This window comes from Franconibacter pulveris (assembly GCF_056780215.1).
The window spans coordinates 4,667,517-4,684,626 of record NZ_CM165555.1; the positions used below are offsets into that span (position 1 = coordinate 4,667,517).

A 17,110-nucleotide genomic window follows, 5' to 3' on the forward strand; every position below is an offset into this window, starting at 1 on the left:
GGATGGCGTTAACGTTCTGATTTAATTAAGCGGCTTGTTTGCTTTTCATTTTCTGATGAAATTGCGGATCTTTCGGAATGGCCGGGTTAATGCCTTTTTCCGGCGCCAGTTTCGCGCACAGCATTTGCAGCGGAATAATGTATTCAAAGACGCTGAAGTCTTTATCGTTAATAAACGGGAAGCGCATATTTTTCCCGTTCTCTTCCACCTGGCTGCCTATGCGGTAAATATGCGTTGTCCACTGCGAGAGAATCGCCACCAGATTTTCGCTGCGCTCATCCGGACGGTTATCCAGCATGATAAGCGCCGAGCCGCTGTTGAAGGCGTTATAGATACCGTGGATAAATTCTTCGAATTCATAGCCGGAAACCGGGCAGCGCAGCGTTTCCAGCAGCTTCAGCGCGCCCTCCTGCACTGTGCCGTAGAGCTCAGGCTGCGCCACCAGCCGCAGATCCTGGCTTTCGGCAAGCGGGCGCGCCGGGCCCTGCGCCCACGCGGCGGCGGCGTCAATCACCGCAGGCAGATGGCGGAACGTGTTCGCCATGCGCGCTTTCACCGCCTCCTGTTGCGCTGGCGTAATCGCGTTGCGCTGTTCGGCGAGGGTGAGCGCCAGCTGCATCAGGTTCAGCATGGTGCAGAGATAGCCCTTGGTTTTCGCTCCCGCTTTTTCTTCGCCGCAGGGCACGGTCAGCACGTGATCCGCGACGCGGTCAATCGTCGCGTTCTCTACGCCCGCCATCGACGCCGTTATATGTCCCGCCTCCCTGGCGCGGGTCATCGCTTCAAGCGTAGAGAGGCTGCCGCCGCCCTGGGAGATGCCAATCAGCAACGCCTTGCCGCCCTGGGCCAGCGTGGCGCTGTCGAGCAAGAACGGATAGCTGACCTCTACCGGCACGTGGCACCACTGCTGCATAAAGCGGCGTGCGGTCAACGCGCCGTGGTAAGAGGTGCCGGAACCAGTAAGAATGATTCGCGTCACCCCCTGGTTCAATACGGCGCGTGCGGCCTGCGCCAGGTCGTCGCGGCGTTGTTCCAGCATCGCCAGCAGACGCTGCGGCGCTTCGTTCATGTAATCTTCCATCTGCATTATCAAAACCCTCAGTTAAAGAATGCCCAGGGCGCTGGCCAGCAGGCCAAACGCCACGGTGCCTGACAGAACCCAGTTAATGCTGACGCCCTTGCGGATGAGCTTGTACATCCCAAGCGTGAAGAGCAGCGGCAGCAGCGAAGGCAGAATTTTGTCGAGAAAATCCTGCACCTTGACGGTGGTATTGCCGGTGGTGAAGCTCAGCGGTGTGTGAATATCAATCATGCTGGCGGTCATGGCGCCGACCACCATCAGGCCCACAATCGAGGCGATGTAGGTCACCCTGTCCATGAGCCCGCTCTGGTAAATGCGCATAAGCCAGGTGGTGCCGGCGCGGTAGCCAAGCTTCAGCCCGTACCAGCGGCAGAAAAGGTGCGGCAGGTTATAGACCAGCAGCGCCACGATAGGCCCCAGAATGCTGCCTTGCTGGGCGAAGTAGATGCCCATCCCGGCGGCGATAACCTTAAGCGAGCCCCAGAAGATAGAGTCGCCGATGCCCGCCAGCGGCCCCATCAGGCTGGTTTTCACTGCGTTAATCGACTCTTCGTTAAACTCCGGATTACGGCGGTTCTCCTCTTCCATCGCAATCGCCAGCCCGAAGATAAAGGTGGAGAGGTGCGGCGTGGTATTGAACAGCACCAGATGGCGCTGGAGCGCCCGGCTTAGCGCTTCTCGCGTGTTATAAATGCGGCGCAGCGCCGGGCTCATGATAAACGCGCAGCCCATATGCTGCTGACGCTCGTAGTTCCATGACCCCTGCAGGGTAAATGAACGCCAGAAGACGCTGCGCAACTCCCGTGCCGTGACTTTCCCTTCGGTGTCCGCCGGCGTTTGCGTCTCTGCCGTCGCCTTGTCGTCGAGATGTTCCGTTAACTGACTCATGGTTATGCCTCTGGCTGTTGGTTATTGAGGAACTGGCTGATGATGAAGGCCAGCACCACCGAGAACAGCGCAATCGCGATGATATCCAGCCCGGTATAGGCGGCGATAAGAAAGCCGAGACCGAGGTAGGGCATCAGTTTGGTGCTAAGCATCATGTTGATAAGCAAGGCGAAGCCAAGCGCGGGCAAAATCTTACTGGCGATGACCAGCCCATTGGTGATGACCGGCGGGATAGCGTCCAGAAACCAGGTGACGGCAGACGAACCCAGCAGGATGGCGAAGAAAACCGGCAGAAAGCCGCTCAGGAAATAGAGCGCCGTCGGTCCCCCAAGATGCATAAAGGCCACCATGCGGGTATTGCCTTGCTCTGCGTAGCGGTCTGCCAGATGGCCGAAGCGGGCATTGGCGACGCGCACCAGAATCCCCAGCGTCTGGGCCAGCATGGAAACCGGAATAGCGATAGCCAGCGCCGCTTCCGGTCCACGGCCGGACATAATTGAAAATGCGGTCGCCAGGATCGCGCCGGTGACGATATCGGGCGGGTGGGCCGCGCCAATCGCCACGTTGCCGAGGAAAATCAGCTCAAGCGTGGCGCCGATGAGAATGCCTTCCGTCAGATTGCCGCAGACCAGGCCCGTCAGGGTGCACATTACCAGCGGGCGATCGATCATCGTCACCCCCAGCAGACGCCCTTCGAGAATGCCCAGCGCGGCGATAAGCCCCAGCAGGGTTGCTGTCAGCAACATGGTCTTCTCCTCACACTTTCTCGTTGAGCAGCTCCGCAGAGTGCGCCGGAACCTGGCGCATCTCCATGCGGATGCCTCTCTCTTTCATTTGCCGGCTGTCCGCTATCTCATCCGACGTCAGGTAAATGGCCTTGCCGAACTGCTGCGCCCCCTCTTTCTGGGCGATGCCGCCGAAATTCACCGCGTCGATGCCCGGCACCTTTTCCACCAGCTCCAGGGTTTCGCGGGTATTTCCCAGTACGATCATCACTTTCTTGTGGTCCAGCTTGCCGCTGTTGAGCTTTGCCGCCGCCTGGTCGACGGTGGCGATATCCAGCGTTACGCCCGCAGGTTTGGCGAGGTTAAGAGACATGGTGACAAAAGGATCGCTGGCGGCTTTTTTATCCGCGACGATGATGTAGTCGATATCCAGCGCGCGCGTCCAGGCGAACACAACCTGACCATGCAGCAGGCGGTAATCAATACGAACGAGTTTGATCATGGGTGGTCTCCGGCAATTTCAGTGGGGGATTGCAATACGGCATTGATAAAAACGATGGATTCTCTGGCGGTCGCCGTGGCGTAGTTAATCGCTTCCTTAACGCTCTGCGCTTCGCAGAGCAAAAACTCCAGCAGCAGAGTGAGGTTAACGCCCGCCACGACATAGACGTTGTCGTGGAGCAGCACCGTTCTGGCTGCGCTGTTATTGACACTGCCGCCCAGCAGGTCGGTGAAAATCACCACGTCTTCACCTTTTGCCTGAACCACCAGCTCTTCGAACACCCGTTCGAGTTGCTCCGTGGTCGTTATCTCACCCTGATAGGCGCACACAGGCTTTACGCCATGCTCTTCGCCAATCAGCAGCGCCAGACTTTCCACCACGCCGGTGGCGAAATTACCGTGGCTGGCTACATAAACATGTTTCACCTGTTCATCCTCTTTTTGGGTTAGCGTGTTGGGCTAAGCTAAAAAGAGCAAAAGCTGTGCCATAAATTTAAATCATTATTTATCAGCGAGTTAAATGGAGTTGTTGGCACTAAAAACCGGGAACCTGGCACAATGAAGCGACAGAAAAGCGAAAAGCTGACACTACGAAGCGGGAAGGCGACTGTTATCATGAATACAGTTTGCTTATGCGGAAATGAGGCTGAACTTTTTCCCGAAGCGGCTGATTTTACGCAATACTTTTACTGCCACTCCGCTACCTGTGAAAAGGAACACGCTTGTGAAACGTCTGATTAGCCCGCTTGCTTTGCTTATCGCTGCCGCCGTTATGCCGCTGCACGCGTCGCCGTTGCCCGCCGCGCCTGACCAGGCGGTGCCGCTAAACCAGTTCATCACGCAGGTCAATGACGACAAATCGGTCACGTTCCGCCTGTTCGCGCCTGCGGCGAAGCGCGTCGCCGTGGTGACTGGATCAACGGCGGACAGCCAGGTGTCCCATGAGATGAAAAAAGAGGCGAACGGCGCCTGGACATGGAAAAGCGAGCCGATGAAGCCCAACCTTTATGAATACTTTTTCGACGTTGACGGCTTCCGCTCTATTGATACCGGCAACCCCTACGTTAAGCCCCAGCGCCAGCCCAATACCTCGCTTATCCTGGTGCCAGGCAGCATTATTGATGACCGGGCGGTGCCGCACGGCGATCTCATCACGCTAAGCTACCGCTCTGGCGCGTTGAAATCGGAGCGAAAAGTCTACGTCTGGACGCCGCCGGGCTACAGCCAGGAGAGCGACCCGCTGCCGGTGCTCTACTTCTATCACGGCTTCGGCGATACCGGGCTTTCGGCGATTACCCAGGGGCGTATTCCACAAATCATGGATAACCTGCTGGCTGAAGGCAAAATCAAACCGATGCTGGTCGTGGTGCCGGATACCGAAACGGACATCAGCGAAGCGGTGCCGGAAAATTTCCCGCCCGCCGACCGGCGCAAGGATTTCTACCCGATTAACGCCCAGACTGCGGACAACGAGTTGATGAACGATATCATTCCGCTGATCGGGCAGCGTTTTAACGTGCGCAAAGACGCCGAAGGCCGCGCGCTGGCCGGGCTATCTCAGGGCGGTTACCAGGCGCTGGTCTCCGGCATGAGCCATCTGCAAAGTTTCGGCTGGCTGGCTTCTTTCAGCGGCGTGACCACCGCAACGGTGCCCAATGATGAGGTAACAAAGCAGCTTTCGCGCGCCGACGAGATCAACCAGCAGCTGCGTAACTTCACGCTGGTGGTGGGCGATAAAGACAGCGTGACCGGGAAGGATATCGCCGGGCTTAAAACCGAGCTTGAGCGCCAGAAGGTGAAGTTTGATTACGTCGAATACCCGGGGCTGGGTCATGAAATGGATGTCTGGCGTCCGGCCTACGCCGCGTGGGTGCAGAAGATCTTTTAAGGTAGCTGTTGCGCTAACCCCCGGGTGGCTCACGCAAGAGGGAGCCGCCCGGCACGTTAATAAGCGCGCCTTTCCCCCTCGCACTGAGAAGAGGGGGAAAACAGTTAAAGCGTGACTTCCCAGCCGCGTGCCCGCCACAGGGCAGGCAACTCCGCCAGGTCAGTAAACACCGTGACGTTGGGATTATCGAGTGGCGGATTATGCGGGTCGGCGCAAAAATAGAACACCTGCATGCCCGCGGCGATGCCGGCCTTTGCGCCCGCGGCGGAATCATCCACCAGAATGCAGTTTTTCACCTCTACCTGCATCGCGTCAGCGGCAAAGTGCATCAGCGCCGGGTCGGGCTTCCAGCGCTGAATGTCGTAGCCGCTGTAAAGCTTATCGGGAAAATGGCGCAACATGCCGGTTTTGCCAAGCGACTGTTGCATCTTGCTCACCGGCCCGTTGGATACGATGCACATCGGCACCGTGACCTTATCAAGCAGCGCCGCCGCCCCGGGGATCTCCACCAGTTCGGCTTCAAAGAGCCGCGCCACTTCGGCGCGATAAACCGGCTCCAGATCCGCCTTTTGCAGGCTTACGCCATATTCGCCATTGATGGTATCGATGATTTCATAGAGCTTTACGCCCTTGAACCGTTTGAACACCTCGTCCAGCTCAAGCTGAATGCCCCACTGCGCAAACATATGAACATAGGCGCGTGAGCAGATGACTTCGCTGTCCACCAGCGTGCCATCGCAGTCGAAAAAGATCGCTTCAATACGGGACATGCCGTTTCCTGTTATCGCAAGTTGAACGTTTACTCTAAGCGGTTTACGCCACGCAATCGATGCCGTATAAGCAAAATCAATGAAAAAAAGTCTGTGACGGGCGTCAACATCGCCGATTTTTGGTATAGGATAGCGACGAATTTTCCCTCCTTTTGCACGGAATTGAGAATGAGCCAACAACACACTGCCCAGGGCTCCGGCCAGGGGCTGCTTGAGCGCGTGTTTAAACTGCGCGCGCACGGCACGACGGCGCGCACCGAGGTAATTGCCGGTTTTACTACCTTCCTGACGATGGTTTACATCGTCTTCGTTAACCCGCAAATCCTGGGCGCGGCGGGGATGGACACCCACGCGGTCTTCGTCACCACCTGTCTGATTGCCGCCTTCGGCAGCATCCTGATGGGCCTGTTCGCGAACCTGCCGGTCGCGCTGGCGCCGGCGATGGGGCTGAATGCCTTTTTCGCTTTTGTAGTGGTAGGCGCAATGGGTCTCTCCTGGCAGGTGGGTATGGGCGCGATTTTCTGGGGCGCCGTTGGCCTGCTGCTGCTGACGATTTTCCGCGTGCGCTACTGGATGATCGCCAATATTCCGCTGAGCCTGCGCGTCGGCATCACCAGCGGCATCGGCCTGTTTATCGGCATGATGGGCCTGAAAAACGCAGGCGTGATTGTCGCAAACCCGGAAACGCTGGTCAGCATCGGCAACCTCACGTCCCATAGCACGCTGCTGGGCGCGCTCGGCTTCTTCATTATCGCCATTCTCGCGTCGCGTAACATTCATGCGGCGGTGCTGGTTTCCATCATCGTCACCACCCTGCTGGGCTGGATGCTGGGCGACGTGCATTACACGGGCATTGTTTCTGCGCCGCCGAGCGTGCTCTCCGTGGTAGGCCAGGTTGATCTCGCCGGCTCCCTGAATATTGGTCTCGCGGGCGTTATTTTCTCCTTCATGCTGGTAAACCTGTTCGACTCCTCCGGCACGCTGATTGGCGTGACCGACAAAGCGGGCCTTACCGACGAGCAGGGCAAGTTCCCGCGCATGAAGCAGGCGCTGTATGTAGACAGTATCTCTTCCGTAACGGGGTCGTTTATCGGCACCTCTTCGGTGACCGCCTATATCGAATCCTCTTCCGGCGTCTCCATTGGCGGGCGCACCGGCCTGACGGCGATTGTGGTGGGCCTGCTGTTCCTGCTGGTAATTTTCCTCTCGCCGCTGGCGGGCATGGTGCCGCCGTACGCCGCCGCTGGCGCGCTGATTTACGTCGGCGTGCTGATGACCTCCAGCCTGTCGCGCGTGAAGTGGGATGACCTGACGGAAGCGGTGCCGGCGTTTATCACCGCCGTGATGATGCCGTTTAGCTTCTCGATTACCGAAGGCATCGCGCTGGGCTTTATCTCTTATTGCATCATGAAGATCTTCACCGGTCGCTTTAAAGACCTCAGCCTCTGCGTCGTGGTTGTCGCGCTGCTGTTCGTGTTGAAGATTGCCTTTATCGACGCGCACTAAAGCCTGAGCGTTAAAAGAAAAGGGCCAGCATCGCTGGCCCTTTTTGTTAGTTGCGCACCCGCTGGATATAGTCGGCGAAGGCGGTCAACTGACCGGTGAGGTGGTCCAGCGTGCTTTGATCTATCACTTCGCCCGTCTGTGGGTCGACTTTGTTCTGAATCACCCCGCCCATAAATTCCGGCTTGTTCATTACCATGGCGTCTAAAAAGACCAGGATCTGGCGCAGATGATACTGGCAGCGCGCGCCGCCGATGGCGCCCATGGAACTGGTCTGGATAAGCACCGGTTTGCCCGCCAGCGGCTGTTCCGGCAGACGCGAAAGCCAGTCGATGGCGTTTTTCAGGCCGCCTGGCACCGAGTAGTTATACTCCGGCGTCACAATCACCAGCCCGTCCGCCTGGCGGATCTGCTCCGCTATTGCTTCCACGCTCTGCGGAAAGCCCTCTTCCTGCTGGATGTCGGCGTCATACAGCGGGATATCGCCGATTGAGGGCAGCGCGCTTACTTCCAGCCCCGCCGGGGCGATTTTCGGCAACGTGCGCGCCACCATGGCGTTAAAGGAACCTTTGCGCAGGCTGCCCAGCAGCGTGACGACTTTCAGCGTTTCGGACATGGTCTCTCCTTCGGTAAGCGATAAACAATCAGTTGAGTATAAGCGCTTTCTCGGCGGGCAGGCTGGTGAAGCGCATCAGGCGCGCGTCGGCCCCCTGGGTGCGCTTTTGCGTATCCGGCAGGCCGCGCCAGCCTTGTTGCATATCGAATTCCCAGACTTTGAGCTTATCCGTGGTCGGCGATACCGCTATCGCCCAGACCAGCACGTCTTCCGCATCGCAGACCGCTTCGACGTTGGGCGTATCGGCCACGCGCAGCCTGCCGGCGCCAGGCAGCAGTTGCAGCTCCTGCTTCGGCTGGCCGGTGAGTTTCAGCACGCTGCGGCGCAGCGTCATCAGTTGAGATTTCGCCTCGACGGGATCGTTCTGATTGGCTATCCAGATGGTTTCATTGCTGGTTAATCCGGGCTCGCAGCGCGAGGCGAGCGGGTGCGAAAGGGTGCGCGCGGCGCGCTGCAGCTCCATTCCCAGACCGCAGCGCCCGTCGGTCGTCAGCGCCACGCCGACCAGATTTCCGGCGTAAGAGAGAGAAAAATCCGCAAGACCCGCATCGCTGAAGTGCGGACGCCCCTGCTCGTCGCGGCTTAAAGAGGGCAACGTTTTTAAGCCATAAAGCATGAACACGAGCTCCGCCAGCAGCGAGCGAGAAGCCAGAAAGCGGTGACGGCGATGTTCAGGCAGCTCCCGCGCTTCGTTATGGCACTCCTCGGAGAGCCTGGGCGAGATAAGGTGATCGGCGTTAAACGTCCCTCGTGCGAAATGCGTTGCCATTCGTCGCTCCGTGATAATGGTCAGATAATGATAAGGCTTAGAACATAGAATCTGTGAATGGTAGATCAGAATCCAGTCAGCAAACTTATGCTTAGGTTTTAATGCGAAAAAGGGAAGCTGAACAGACCAGTTGCACCATCTTTACAAATATATCTTTGCCGTGAGGCGCGCGACACGCTTCAGATGCTGCTTTGCACCGCCTTTTTCACCACGTCGCTTAGCTGAGTGAGCGGCGGCGAAGCGCGGTTATCCGCCTTCAACAGAGCCACGCCAAGCGAACCCGGAGAAGGAAGCGTTAACGCAGGCAACGGCATAAGCGAAGCGGGCATCCCCAGCCGCGTGCGCACCGTTACGCCAAGACCGGCGCTCACCGCCGCCCAGATGCCGCTCAGGCTGCGGCTGGTGAAGGCGATGCGCCAGGCAATGTTCGCCCGATCGAGCGCGGCGATGGCGCGGCTGCGCATCAGGCAGGGGGCGTCAAAGACGACCAGCGGCAGCGGCGCGTTTCCGTTAAGGTAAGCGCTAAGATCCAGCATCGGGTGGCTTATCCATTGCAGCTCCAGCTGTTTTAACAGACAAGCCCCGGCTGGCAGCGTTTCCGGCTGCCAGGCCAGCGCCAGGTCCAGCTCGCCGCGCGCTATGCCTTCCACCAGCGCTTTATTGCGCTCCACGTGTGCGGTAAGACGCAGGCCGGGGTGCTGGCGGCTGAACTGCCCTAAAATTTCCGGCATCAGCGTTTCGCCAAAATCTTCCTGCATCCCCAGGCTTATCTCGCCCTGCAACAGTTCGCCTTTCACCGCCAGCAACGCTTCGTCATTCAGCGCCAGCAGCCTTCTGGCGTAGCTCAACAGCAGCTCGCCGCCCGGCGTAAGCGCAAGCCCGCGCCCCTGTTTTGTCACAAGCGTCGTGCCGCATTGCTGTTCCAGCTTGCGTAGCTGCGCGCTGACGGCGGAAGTGGAGCGGCACAGGCGCCCGGCCGCCAGCGCGAAGCTGCCAAGCTCAATGCCGGTCACGAAACTGCGCAGGGCATCGGTATCCAGCGCGACGGGAAGCTTATCCATAACGGTCCTGTTTTTCGGGATGATGGGTTCTGAATATTGCGATTTTTTAAATCGTATCAGCTGCGCACAATGGCGTCATCGTAAGCAGAGGAGAAAAGCTATGCCGCAACGCCTTGATCAACACACGCTGGCGGATGTCGCCCCGAAACTCGCTGAGCTTAGCCAGCAGGTGCTGTTCGGCGATATCTGGCAACGGCCGGAACTGACGCCCCGCGAACGCAGCCTGATAACGCTCGCCGCGCTTGCCGCCCTGGGCCGTACGCAGCAGCTTCCCTGGCATCTGGCGTTCGCCGCCCGTAATGGGCTTACGCGCGAGCAAATCGTCGAAGCGTTTACCCATCTGGCTTTTTATGCCGGCTGGCCGGCAGCGGTTTCCGCGCTCGGCTGCCTTGAAGAGGAGCCGCGCTGATGCCGCTGACCCGTATCGTTTTACAGGAAGGGCGCAGCGAGCAGGCGCTGCGCACCCTCTCGACGCTGCTGCACGACACGCTGGTGGCGGAGTTCGCTGTACCGCCCGATGACTGCTTTCAGGTGATTGAAACGCTGCCTGCCGGGCGGCTGATTTATGACCGTCATTACCTGACCGGGACGCGCAGCGATAACTTTATCCTGTTTCTGATTACCGCCGGAAAACCGCGCAGCCGCGAACAGAAGCAAAATCTGTATCGCGCGCTGGCGTCGCGTCTGCACGAATCGCTGGGCATTCATTCTGATGATGTGATGATCGTGATTCAGTTCACCACCGCTGACGACTGGAGCTTCGGCGGCGGCCGCATGTTCACTCCGGAGGCGTTATGATAGTCATGCAATACCGCTTCAACCTGCCCGCCGATTATGAAATGGCGAAAATCGAGCAGCGCATTGCCGATAACGGGGCCAGGCTCGATGGCTTTCCCGGTCTTATCTTTAAAACGTACCTCTGGTCACGGCGAGATGACGCGGCGCTGGCGAGCCGTGAGAACCGTTACGCGCCACTTTACTGCTGGCGCGACGCGGATTCCATGGCGCGCTTTCTGGAAAGCCCGGGCTTTGCCGCGCTGACCCGCCAGTTTGGCTGGCCGCATATCGATGTCTGGCTGGCGCGCCGGTTGCCGGAGCTCACAGAGGTAAAAGCGGCGAAAATCATCGCCCTGACGCGCCAGCCCATTGCGCCATTCAGCGAACCGCGGTTGCCGGAAGGCGCGCTCTGCGCCTGGGATGTCAGCCGCTGGATGTGGCTCAGCGCGCAATTTCTCAGCCAGCCGCCTGCAGTATTACAGGCGGAATGCGATTATTACCGTATCGGCTATGTCGCCTGCGGTCAGGAGGTCAGGCGAGCGGCTCAACCTGGGTCCAGTTATAGTTCGCCATCACCAGCTGGCGCGCAGCGCTGACCGAGCCGTAGCGCAGGCGCTGGCGGTTTAAGAAAAAATCGCGCCACTGCGCGGGCAGCCGCTGCGCCCGGTAGCGCAGCAGGGTGCTGTGCCAGAAGGGCGGCGGCAGCGGCGTGTTGTGGTAGCGGGCGGTGATTTCATCCCGCCAGCCGGAACGTAACAGGCGCTGCGCCAGCGCCTTGCGCGCCGCCTCGCTGTCGCTGTCCGGAATGCCCGCCAGCAATAACTGCCCCGGCAGCGCCACCAGCCGCAGCTCGCTGATGCGGGTAGGACGAGCGCGGTACGCCTCCCAAATCTCAAGCAGCTCGGCAAGCTTTTCCGGCCGCTGCTGGCGCTGGTAAAGCGGAAGGGTAACGGCCAGAAAGGTAAAGTGCAGGCCATTAAGCGGCATCGCATCCGCCAGCGGGTCGCCTTCGGCAAGCGCATTGACGTCTTCAAGCAATACCCGCAACGCAGCCGAAAGCGGGGGCTGAATGCCGGTAGCGGGCGCAAATCGAGCCTTGTCGTAATAGTCGCTCTGCATGGCTTCGCCGATGCCCGGCGCGTTGCGCCAGAGCGCCAGCGTGCGCGCGCTGGTCTCTTCATAAAGCGTGGTTAAAGCGGCGTGCGGCATAATGCTTTCCCTGAAATTAACGATGGCGGAAAGGATAGCCCTTATCGCGCGCTATTAACGAAACGTATTTTATCTCATTCGTCCAGGCTACCCCAAAATCAGGCGGGGCAGGGCGAAAGGGATTGATCATCGCGGCGGCATTTGGCATTTTTCACTTCTTTCAGGAGAGAAACATGTCCGTAACCGACGCCCTGCTTGCCTACTGCCTGGCCGCTACCCTTTTAACACTAACGCCTGGCCTCGACACCGCGCTTATCCTGCGCACCGCGACCGCCGAAGGCGGGAAAAAGGCGTTTCATGCCGCGCTGGGCATCGACGCCGGCTGCTTTGTCTGGGGCGCGCTGGTGGCGTTTGGCCTGGGCGCGCTGATTGCCGTTTCCGAAGTGGCTTATAACATCCTGAAATGGTGCGGCGCGGCGTACCTGCTGTGGCTGGGCGTGCAGCTGCTTTTCCGCCCGCGAGCGTCTTTTACTACCTCTGCGGCTAACGGTTCGAAGAGCACGAACTGGTTTCTGCGCGGCCTGCTCGGCAACGTGCTTAACCCGAAGATGGGCGTCTTTTATGTCTCGTTCCTGCCGCAGTTTATTCCGGCAGGCCACGCGCCGATGGAGTGGACTTTTCTGCTGGTGGCTATCCACGTGCTTATCGGCACGCTCTGGTCGTTAACGCTTATCCTCACCACGCGCTCGGTTTCCGGCGCGCTCAGCAAACCGGCCGTGGTGAAGTGGATGGATCGCTCAACCGGACTGCTGTTTATGGCTTTCGCCGCGAAGCTGGCTTTCAGCAAGCGCTAAGCGTTCAATCAACAGACATAAAAAAACCCGCCGAAGCGGGTTTTTTTATTGAGGCCGTTATTTGCCAATACAGAAGCTGGAGAAAATACGGCCCAGCAGGTCGTCAGAGGTAAACTCGCCGGTTATCTCGCTTAAGCTTTGCTGCGCCAGCCTTAACTCTTCCGCCAGCAGCTCGCCTGCCCAGGCGCCCAGCAGCTGCGCTTTGCCCTGTTGCAAGTGATTAGCCGCCTCTTCCAGCGCCTGCAGATGGCGACGACGCGCCAGGAAGCCGCCTTCCATGTTGGTGTCGAAGCCCATGCTGCTTTTCAGATGGTCGCGCAGCACCTCCACACCCTCGCCGGAACGGGCCGACAGACGAATAAGTGAGTGACCGTTTACTTCTGTCAGGCCTGGCGCTTCGCCGGTAACGTCCGCTTTATTGCGCACGACGGTAATCGGCAGGGCCTGCGGCAGGCGCGCCATAAAGTCCGGCCAGATTTGCGCCGGGTCCACGGCGTCGGTAGTGGTGCCGTCCACCATAAACAGTACGCGGTCCGCCTGTTCTATCTCTTTCCAGGCGCGCTCGATGCCGATGCGCTCTACTTCGTCGCTCGCTTCGCGCAGGCCTGCGGTATCGATGATGTGCAGCGGCATGCCGTCGATGTGGATATGCTCGCGAAGCACGTCGCGGGTGGTGCCAGCGATATCGGTGACAATCGCCGCTTCACGGCCCGCCAGCGCGTTCAGCAGGCTTGATTTTCCGGCGTTAGGACGCCCGGCGATAACCACTTTCATCCCTTCGCGCAGCAGACTGCCCTGGCGCGCTTCGGCGCGCACCGCGTCGAGATCGCCAATCACCGTGTTGAGCTGCGCTTCGATTTTGCCGTCCGAGAGGAAATCTATCTCTTCATCCGGGAAGTCGATGGCCGCTTCCACAAAGATGCGCAGGTGAGTAAGCGCTTCCACCAGGTGGTTAACGCGGGCGGAGAAGGCGCCCTGAAGCGAGTTAAGCGCCGAGCGCGCCGCCTGTTCGGAACTGGCGTCAATCAGGTCGGCAATCGCCTCCGCCTGAGCGAGGTCGAGCTTATCGTTAAGAAATGCGCGCTCGGAGAACTCGCCGGGGCGGGCGATACGCACGCCGGGAAGCGTCAGGATGCGCTTAAGCAGCAAATCCAGAATCACCGGGCCGCCGTGGCCCTGCAGCTCCAGTACATCTTCGCCGGTAAAGGAGTTCGGCCCCGGGAACCACAGCGCGATGCCCTGGTCGAGCGGGGTGTTATCGCTATCTTTAAACGGCAGATAGTCGGCGTAACGCGGCTTAGGCAGCTTGCCCAGCACGGCCTGCGCGACGTCCCGGGCAAGCTTACCGGAAATGCGCAGAATGCCCACGCCGCCGCGTCCGGGTGGGGTGGCCTGGGCGACGATGGTATCGCTATGGCTCATGGTCGTTCTCTGTTGTTGGTTCTTACTGGCGGGCAGGTTTCGCTTACCCGTCCGGTGAAAATAAAAAAGGCGGTCAGATGACCGCCTTCCACGTTAGCGCGTGCGCTGTCAGGACTTCTTCTTCTCGCGGCTGTGCAGACCGCGTTTTTCCAGACCGCGGTAGATCAGCTGCTGCTGAAGGATGGTCACCAGGTTGCTGACGATATAGTACAGCACCAGACCGGACGGGAACCACAGGAAGAAGACCGTGAAGATGACCGGCATAAAGGTCATGATCTTCTGCTGCATCGGGTCGGTCACGGTGGTCGGCGACATCTTCTGAATGAAGAACATCGTCACGCCCATCAGGATCGGCAGGATGTAGTACGGGTCCTGCGCGGACAGGTCATGGATCCAGAGCGCGAACGGCGCGTGGCGCAGCTCTACGGAGCCCATCAGCATGTAGTACAGCGCAAGGAAGATAGGCATCTGAATCAGCAGCGGGAAGCAACCACCCAGCGGGTTGACTTTCTCTGCTTTATAGAGCGCCATCATCTCCTGGCTCATACGCTGTTTGTCGTCACCCAGACGCTCGCGCATCGCCTGAATCTTCGGCTGCAGCATGCGCATTTTCGCCATGGAGGTGTACTGCGCTTTGGTCAGCGGGTACATGATGCCACGAACGATAAAGGTGATAACGATGATGGAGAAGCCCCAGTTGCCGAGGAAGCTGTGGATCCACTTCAGCAGCTTGAACAGCGGCTGAGAGATAAACCACAGCCAGCCGTAATCCACCGTCAGGTCAAGGTGCGGCGCAACGGCGGCCATCTTGTCCTGAATCTCCGGGCCGACCCACAGGGTGCTGGTCAACTGGCCCGTCTGGCCCGGCTGCACCAGTACCGGCTGCGATTTGTAGCCGATAGCCGCAACGCCGTTGCCAAGGTTGGAGGTGTAGAAGTTGTTGTCTACATCGTTACGCGGAACCCAGGCGGTAGCGAAATACTGTTGCAGCATCGCCACCCAGCCGCCTTTGGAGCTGATGCTCAGGTTCTCGTTATCGGCAATGGTGTCGAACTTGTACTTCTCATACTTCTCGTCAGGCGTGGAGTAAGCCGCGCCGCGGAAAGTGTGCAACGCAAAGTTGTTGCTGCCGGTATCGCGGTGAGCGGGCAGGTTGATGGATTGCTTCAGCTGACCGAAAGCGGAGACTTCCAGCGGCTTCTGGCTGGTGTTCTGCACGCTGTAGCCCACGTTCACTGCATAGTCGCCGCGCTTAAGGACGAACGTTTTGGTGAAGGTGTTGCCCGCCGCGTCGGTGTACGTCATCGGGATAGCCAGTTCGTTCTGACCGTCCGCCAGGGTGAAAGCATCCTGGGTAACGTTATACAGCGGACGCGCGCCGTTTGCCGGGTTATCCGGGCCGTCACGGCCAGTCAGGCCGCTCTGCGCCTGGTAGATAAACTCCGGCGTGGTTTCCAGCAGCTGGAAAGGTTCGTTAGAGCCGAGCTCTTTCGGGTAGGTCAACAGCAGCGCCTGCTCTACATCGCCACCACGGGTGTTGATGGTAAGAGAAAGAACGTCTGTCTTAACGGTAATGAGTTTCCCCTGGCCACTGGCCGGTACGCCCTGGCTTGCGGCGCTACCCGCTGCGGTGGTCGTTGTCTGCGTGGTCTGCTGCGTCTGAGGCTGAGGATTTTTATCCTGCTCCCAGGCTTGCCAGATCATGAAAGACACGAACAACAAAGCGATGACAAGAAGATTGCGTTGCGAATCCATCGTTAGTGTTCTCTGGTATCAAAAGGTCCTGGCGGGACGGGGTCGTCTCCACCCGGGTTCAAAGGGTGGCATTTTAATACGCGTTTCACTGTCAACCAACTGCCTTTTATCACCCCAAACCTGCGTAAGGCCTCAATTCCATACTGCGAACAGGTGGGTTGAAAACGACAATGTGGCCCAAGCAAGGGGCTAATAAATCGTTGATAGACCCGAATGAGGGCTATCAGGAGCCGCGAGCCAGGCGACAATGGCGACGCCATAACTTTTCCAACGCTTCCGAAAGCGCCTGGTTATCGAGATCGGCGACACCCCTTTTCGCCACCACCACAAAATCCATTGGCGGCAGTTCATGCTGACGTAAACGGAAGCTTTCACGCGTCAGACGTTTAATCCGGTTGCGTTCATGGGCGCGCTTGACGTTCTTTTTGGCGACGGTAAGACCGATACGGGGATGCCCCAGCGAATTAAGGCGGCCGAGAATGGTGATTTGCGGCGTGCCAGCCCGTTGTGGTTGCTGGAAGACGAAAGTGAAATGAGTGGGAGTTAACAAACGTAACTCCCTGGGAAATGCGAGCTTAACCACTAGTGGGTTAGCTTTTATTACTTGGAAACGGTCAGACGAGCACGGCCTTTAGCACGACGACGTGCCAGAACCTGACGACCATTTTTAGTAGCCATACGAGCACGGAAGCCGTGAGAACGGTTGCGCTTCAGTACAGACGGTTGAAAAGTGCGTTTCATGGCGATTTCTACCTAAACTTGAATAAATTCACTGACTTTGCATAAGGGCGAACGGACAGCCGAACGTCTGGCGGCGAAGTCAAGGATGATTAAAGAGGCCGGATTGTAATAATTGTACACTCCGGAGTCAATTCACTTTCCTTATTTCCCGCGCCGTCGCGCCCGTTTTTTGAGCAGTAAACGCGCAGAAATTAAGCCCTCAAGCTGCGGGAACCGCAGCGGGTGGCAAATTATACGGCCTCAGGGGCAAAGCGCAAGGATCCAGCGGGATCTTAATGCGATCAGACGAGGCTTTTTCTGGCGATCGTCATTTAATTTTCCGATATGCCGTCTAAATCGCGCCGCAGGGGCAACAGGATCGTTTACACTTAATCGGCCCGTTGCGTCCCTGTGGATAAATCATGAAGAATCTGTGAGAAACAGAAGATCTCTGGCTCGCTTTAGGCTATGATCCGCGGTCCCGATCGCGATCCCCGGATCGACAGCCTCGGGTTAAAACCGCAAATAGCGGTTCGCATGCCTCCCGTTTCGGGGTTTGACCCGCATGTGTCAACAATCATGAATGTTTCAGTCTTCGTCTTTTATCGACTTTGTTCGAGTGGAGTCCGCC

The 17,110-nt window shown here is 58.5% G+C and carries 21 protein-coding genes; 6 read left to right on the forward strand and 15 right to left on the reverse strand.

The window, feature by feature from the left end; genetic code table 11:
* Positions 1-25: 25 nt before the first annotated feature.
* The 5 genes from ACU4F7_RS21985 to ACU4F7_RS22005 are packed head-to-tail and all read right to left on the reverse strand — an operon-like array spanning position 26 to position 3,621.
* Positions 26-1,087: an SIS domain-containing protein gene (locus tag ACU4F7_RS21985; protein ID WP_481637767.1), complete on the reverse strand. Its 1,062-nt coding sequence runs from the start codon at positions 1,085-1,087 to the stop codon at positions 26-28.
* Between the two features lie 15 nt (positions 1,088-1,102).
* On the reverse strand, positions 1,103-1,969 hold the full coding sequence (locus ACU4F7_RS21990; RefSeq protein ID WP_029590033.1) for a PTS system mannose/fructose/sorbose family transporter subunit IID: 867 nt from the start codon (positions 1,967-1,969) through the stop codon (positions 1,103-1,105).
* 2 nt (positions 1,970-1,971) lie between these two features.
* Complete coding sequence (locus tag ACU4F7_RS21995; protein WP_481637768.1) at positions 1,972-2,715, reverse strand: PTS mannose/fructose/sorbose/N-acetylgalactosamine transporter subunit IIC; 744 nt, start codon at positions 2,713-2,715, stop codon at positions 1,972-1,974.
* A 10-nt stretch (positions 2,716-2,725) separates the two neighbouring features.
* Positions 2,726-3,196: a PTS sugar transporter subunit IIB gene (locus tag ACU4F7_RS22000; RefSeq protein ID WP_024556840.1), complete on the reverse strand. Its 471-nt coding sequence runs from the start codon at positions 3,194-3,196 to the stop codon at positions 2,726-2,728.
* Positions 3,193-3,621, reverse strand: a complete 429-nt coding sequence (locus ACU4F7_RS22005) for a PTS sugar transporter subunit IIA (protein ID WP_024556839.1) — start codon at positions 3,619-3,621, stop codon at positions 3,193-3,195. Before ACU4F7_RS22005 ends, ACU4F7_RS22000 begins: the two co-directional genes overlap by 4 nt.
* A 346-nt stretch (positions 3,622-3,967) precedes the next feature.
* On the opposite strand from ACU4F7_RS22005, the gene ACU4F7_RS22010 reads away from it, so the two are divergent.
* Positions 3,968-5,083 (forward strand): esterase, encoded by a 1,116-nt coding sequence (locus ACU4F7_RS22010; RefSeq protein ID WP_481638766.1) that lies wholly within the window; start codon positions 3,968-3,970, stop codon positions 5,081-5,083.
* Between the two features lie 104 nt (positions 5,084-5,187).
* Here ACU4F7_RS22010 and yieH read toward each other — a convergent pair whose 3' ends face one another.
* Positions 5,188-5,853: a 6-phosphogluconate phosphatase gene (gene yieH, locus ACU4F7_RS22015; protein ID WP_029590038.1), complete on the reverse strand. Its 666-nt coding sequence runs from the start codon at positions 5,851-5,853 to the stop codon at positions 5,188-5,190.
* Between the two features lie 168 nt (positions 5,854-6,021).
* On the opposite strand from yieH, the gene ACU4F7_RS22020 reads away from it, so the two are divergent.
* Positions 6,022-7,359 carry an NCS2 family permease gene (locus tag ACU4F7_RS22020; RefSeq protein ID WP_029590040.1) on the forward strand — a complete coding sequence of 446 codons (1,338 nt, stop codon included), beginning with the start codon at positions 6,022-6,024 and terminating at the stop codon, positions 7,357-7,359.
* A gap of 46 nt (positions 7,360-7,405) precedes the next feature.
* On the opposite strand, the gene ACU4F7_RS22025 is transcribed toward ACU4F7_RS22020, so the two are convergent.
* The 3 genes from ACU4F7_RS22025 to ACU4F7_RS22035 all read right to left on the reverse strand — a co-directional run bounded on the left by ACU4F7_RS22025 (position 7,406) and on the right by ACU4F7_RS22035 (position 9,802).
* Positions 7,406-7,972 (reverse strand): NADPH-dependent FMN reductase, encoded by a 567-nt coding sequence (locus ACU4F7_RS22025; protein WP_024556835.1) that lies wholly within the window; start codon positions 7,970-7,972, stop codon positions 7,406-7,408.
* 28 nt (positions 7,973-8,000) lie between these two features.
* Positions 8,001-8,741 carry a 4'-phosphopantetheinyl transferase family protein gene (locus ACU4F7_RS22030; RefSeq protein ID WP_481637769.1) on the reverse strand — a complete coding sequence of 247 codons (741 nt, stop codon included), beginning with the start codon at positions 8,739-8,741 and terminating at the stop codon, positions 8,001-8,003.
* Positions 8,742-8,920: 179 nt separating this feature from the next.
* Positions 8,921-9,802, reverse strand: coding sequence for a LysR substrate-binding domain-containing protein (locus tag ACU4F7_RS22035; RefSeq protein ID WP_481637770.1), 882 nt, complete (start codon positions 9,800-9,802; stop codon positions 8,921-8,923).
* Positions 9,803-9,902: 100 nt separating this feature from the next.
* On the opposite strand from ACU4F7_RS22035, the gene ACU4F7_RS22040 reads away from it, so the two are divergent.
* From ACU4F7_RS22040 to ACU4F7_RS22050, 3 genes are read left to right on the forward strand one after another with little or no spacing between them, the layout of a single operon-like run.
* Positions 9,903-10,211 carry a carboxymuconolactone decarboxylase family protein gene (locus ACU4F7_RS22040; RefSeq protein WP_029590044.1) on the forward strand — a complete coding sequence of 103 codons (309 nt, stop codon included), beginning with the start codon at positions 9,903-9,905 and terminating at the stop codon, positions 10,209-10,211.
* The gene (locus tag ACU4F7_RS22045) at positions 10,211-10,600 is read left to right on the forward strand and encodes a tautomerase family protein (RefSeq protein ID WP_481637771.1); all 390 of its coding nucleotides are present in this window, start codon (positions 10,211-10,213) and stop codon (positions 10,598-10,600) included. Before ACU4F7_RS22040 ends, ACU4F7_RS22045 begins: the two co-directional genes overlap by 1 nt.
* Positions 10,597-11,175 (forward strand): DUF4865 family protein, encoded by a 579-nt coding sequence (locus ACU4F7_RS22050; RefSeq protein ID WP_481637772.1) that lies wholly within the window; start codon positions 10,597-10,599, stop codon positions 11,173-11,175. Before ACU4F7_RS22045 ends, ACU4F7_RS22050 begins: the two co-directional genes overlap by 4 nt.
* On the opposite strand, the gene ACU4F7_RS22055 is transcribed toward ACU4F7_RS22050, so the two are convergent.
* Positions 11,111-11,788 carry a hypothetical protein gene (locus tag ACU4F7_RS22055; protein WP_481637773.1) on the reverse strand — a complete coding sequence of 226 codons (678 nt, stop codon included), beginning with the start codon at positions 11,786-11,788 and terminating at the stop codon, positions 11,111-11,113. The genes ACU4F7_RS22050 and ACU4F7_RS22055 overlap by 65 nt on opposite strands.
* 173 nt (positions 11,789-11,961) lie before the next feature.
* Here ACU4F7_RS22055 and ACU4F7_RS22060 point away from each other — a divergent pair, with 173 nt between their 5' ends.
* Positions 11,962-12,582, forward strand: coding sequence for a LysE family translocator (locus tag ACU4F7_RS22060; protein ID WP_481637774.1), 621 nt, complete (start codon positions 11,962-11,964; stop codon positions 12,580-12,582).
* 57 nt (positions 12,583-12,639) lie between these two features.
* Here the strand turns inward: ACU4F7_RS22060 and mnmE are convergent, their stop codons facing one another.
* The 5 genes from mnmE to rpmH form a co-directional block, all read right to left on the reverse strand.
* Positions 12,640-14,004 (reverse strand): tRNA uridine-5-carboxymethylaminomethyl(34) synthesis GTPase MnmE, encoded by a 1,365-nt coding sequence (mnmE, locus tag ACU4F7_RS22065; protein ID WP_481637775.1) that lies wholly within the window; start codon positions 14,002-14,004, stop codon positions 12,640-12,642.
* Between the two features lie 108 nt (positions 14,005-14,112).
* A complete protein-coding gene (gene yidC / locus ACU4F7_RS22070) occupies positions 14,113-15,759 on the reverse strand; it encodes a membrane protein insertase YidC (protein ID WP_024556827.1) in 1,647 nt (548 codons plus the stop codon).
* A 2-nt stretch (positions 15,760-15,761) separates the two neighbouring features.
* Complete coding sequence (yidD, locus tag ACU4F7_RS22075) at positions 15,762-16,019, reverse strand: membrane protein insertion efficiency factor YidD (RefSeq protein WP_071788459.1); 258 nt, start codon at positions 16,017-16,019, stop codon at positions 15,762-15,764.
* Positions 15,983-16,342 carry a ribonuclease P protein component gene (gene rnpA / locus ACU4F7_RS22080; protein ID WP_035887025.1) on the reverse strand — a complete coding sequence of 120 codons (360 nt, stop codon included), beginning with the start codon at positions 16,340-16,342 and terminating at the stop codon, positions 15,983-15,985. The genes yidD and rnpA overlap by 37 nt, the downstream gene beginning before the upstream one ends.
* 17 nt (positions 16,343-16,359) lie before the next feature.
* Entirely contained in the window at positions 16,360-16,500 is a 141-nt protein-coding gene (rpmH, locus tag ACU4F7_RS22085) for a 50S ribosomal protein L34 (RefSeq protein ID WP_000831330.1), read from the reverse strand.
* Between the last annotated feature and the right edge of the window lie 610 nt (positions 16,501-17,110).

Bases quoted from the DNA above. Each gene is read 5' to 3' on its own strand.
- ACU4F7_RS21990 (WP_029590033.1), bottom strand. From the start codon at position 1,969: ATGAGTCAGTTAACGGAACATCTCGACGACAAGGCGACGGCAGAGACG.
- ACU4F7_RS22020 (WP_029590040.1), top strand. From the start codon at position 6,022: ATGAGCCAACAACACACTGCCCAGGGCTCCGGCCAGGGGCTGCTTGAG.
- yieH (WP_029590038.1), bottom strand. From the start codon at position 5,853: ATGTCCCGTATTGAAGCGATCTTTTTCGACTGCGATGGCACGCTGGTG.
- ACU4F7_RS22045 (WP_481637771.1), top strand. From the start codon at position 10,211: ATGCCGCTGACCCGTATCGTTTTACAGGAAGGGCGCAGCGAGCAGGCG.
- mnmE (WP_481637775.1), bottom strand. From the start codon at position 14,004: ATGAGCCATAGCGATACCATCGTCGCCCAGGCCACCCCACCCGGACGC.
- ACU4F7_RS21995 (WP_481637768.1), bottom strand. From the start codon at position 2,715: ATGTTGCTGACAGCAACCCTGCTGGGGCTTATCGCCGCGCTGGGCATT.
- yidC (WP_024556827.1), bottom strand. From the start codon at position 15,759: ATGGATTCGCAACGCAATCTTCTTGTCATCGCTTTGTTGTTCGTGTCT.
- ACU4F7_RS22035 (WP_481637770.1), bottom strand. From the start codon at position 9,802: ATGGATAAGCTTCCCGTCGCGCTGGATACCGATGCCCTGCGCAGTTTC.
- ACU4F7_RS22010 (WP_481638766.1), top strand. From the start codon at position 3,968: ATGCCGCTGCACGCGTCGCCGTTGCCCGCCGCGCCTGACCAGGCGGTG.
- yidD (WP_071788459.1), bottom strand. From the start codon at position 16,019: ATGGCGTCGCCATTGTCGCCTGGCTCGCGGCTCCTGATAGCCCTCATT.
- ACU4F7_RS22055 (WP_481637773.1), bottom strand. From the start codon at position 11,788: ATGCCGCACGCCGCTTTAACCACGCTTTATGAAGAGACCAGCGCGCGC.
- rpmH (WP_000831330.1), bottom strand. From the start codon at position 16,500: ATGAAACGCACTTTTCAACCGTCTGTACTGAAGCGCAACCGTTCTCAC.
- ACU4F7_RS22030 (WP_481637769.1), bottom strand. From the start codon at position 8,741: ATGGCAACGCATTTCGCACGAGGGACGTTTAACGCCGATCACCTTATC.
- ACU4F7_RS22000 (WP_024556840.1), bottom strand. From the start codon at position 3,196: ATGATCAAACTCGTTCGTATTGATTACCGCCTGCTGCATGGTCAGGTT.
- ACU4F7_RS22025 (WP_024556835.1), bottom strand. From the start codon at position 7,972: ATGTCCGAAACGCTGAAAGTCGTCACGCTGCTGGGCAGCCTGCGCAAA.
- ACU4F7_RS22040 (WP_029590044.1), top strand. From the start codon at position 9,903: ATGCCGCAACGCCTTGATCAACACACGCTGGCGGATGTCGCCCCGAAA.
- ACU4F7_RS22060 (WP_481637774.1), top strand. From the start codon at position 11,962: ATGTCCGTAACCGACGCCCTGCTTGCCTACTGCCTGGCCGCTACCCTT.
- ACU4F7_RS21985 (WP_481637767.1), bottom strand. From the start codon at position 1,087: ATGCAGATGGAAGATTACATGAACGAAGCGCCGCAGCGTCTGCTGGCG.
- ACU4F7_RS22050 (WP_481637772.1), top strand. From the start codon at position 10,597: ATGATAGTCATGCAATACCGCTTCAACCTGCCCGCCGATTATGAAATG.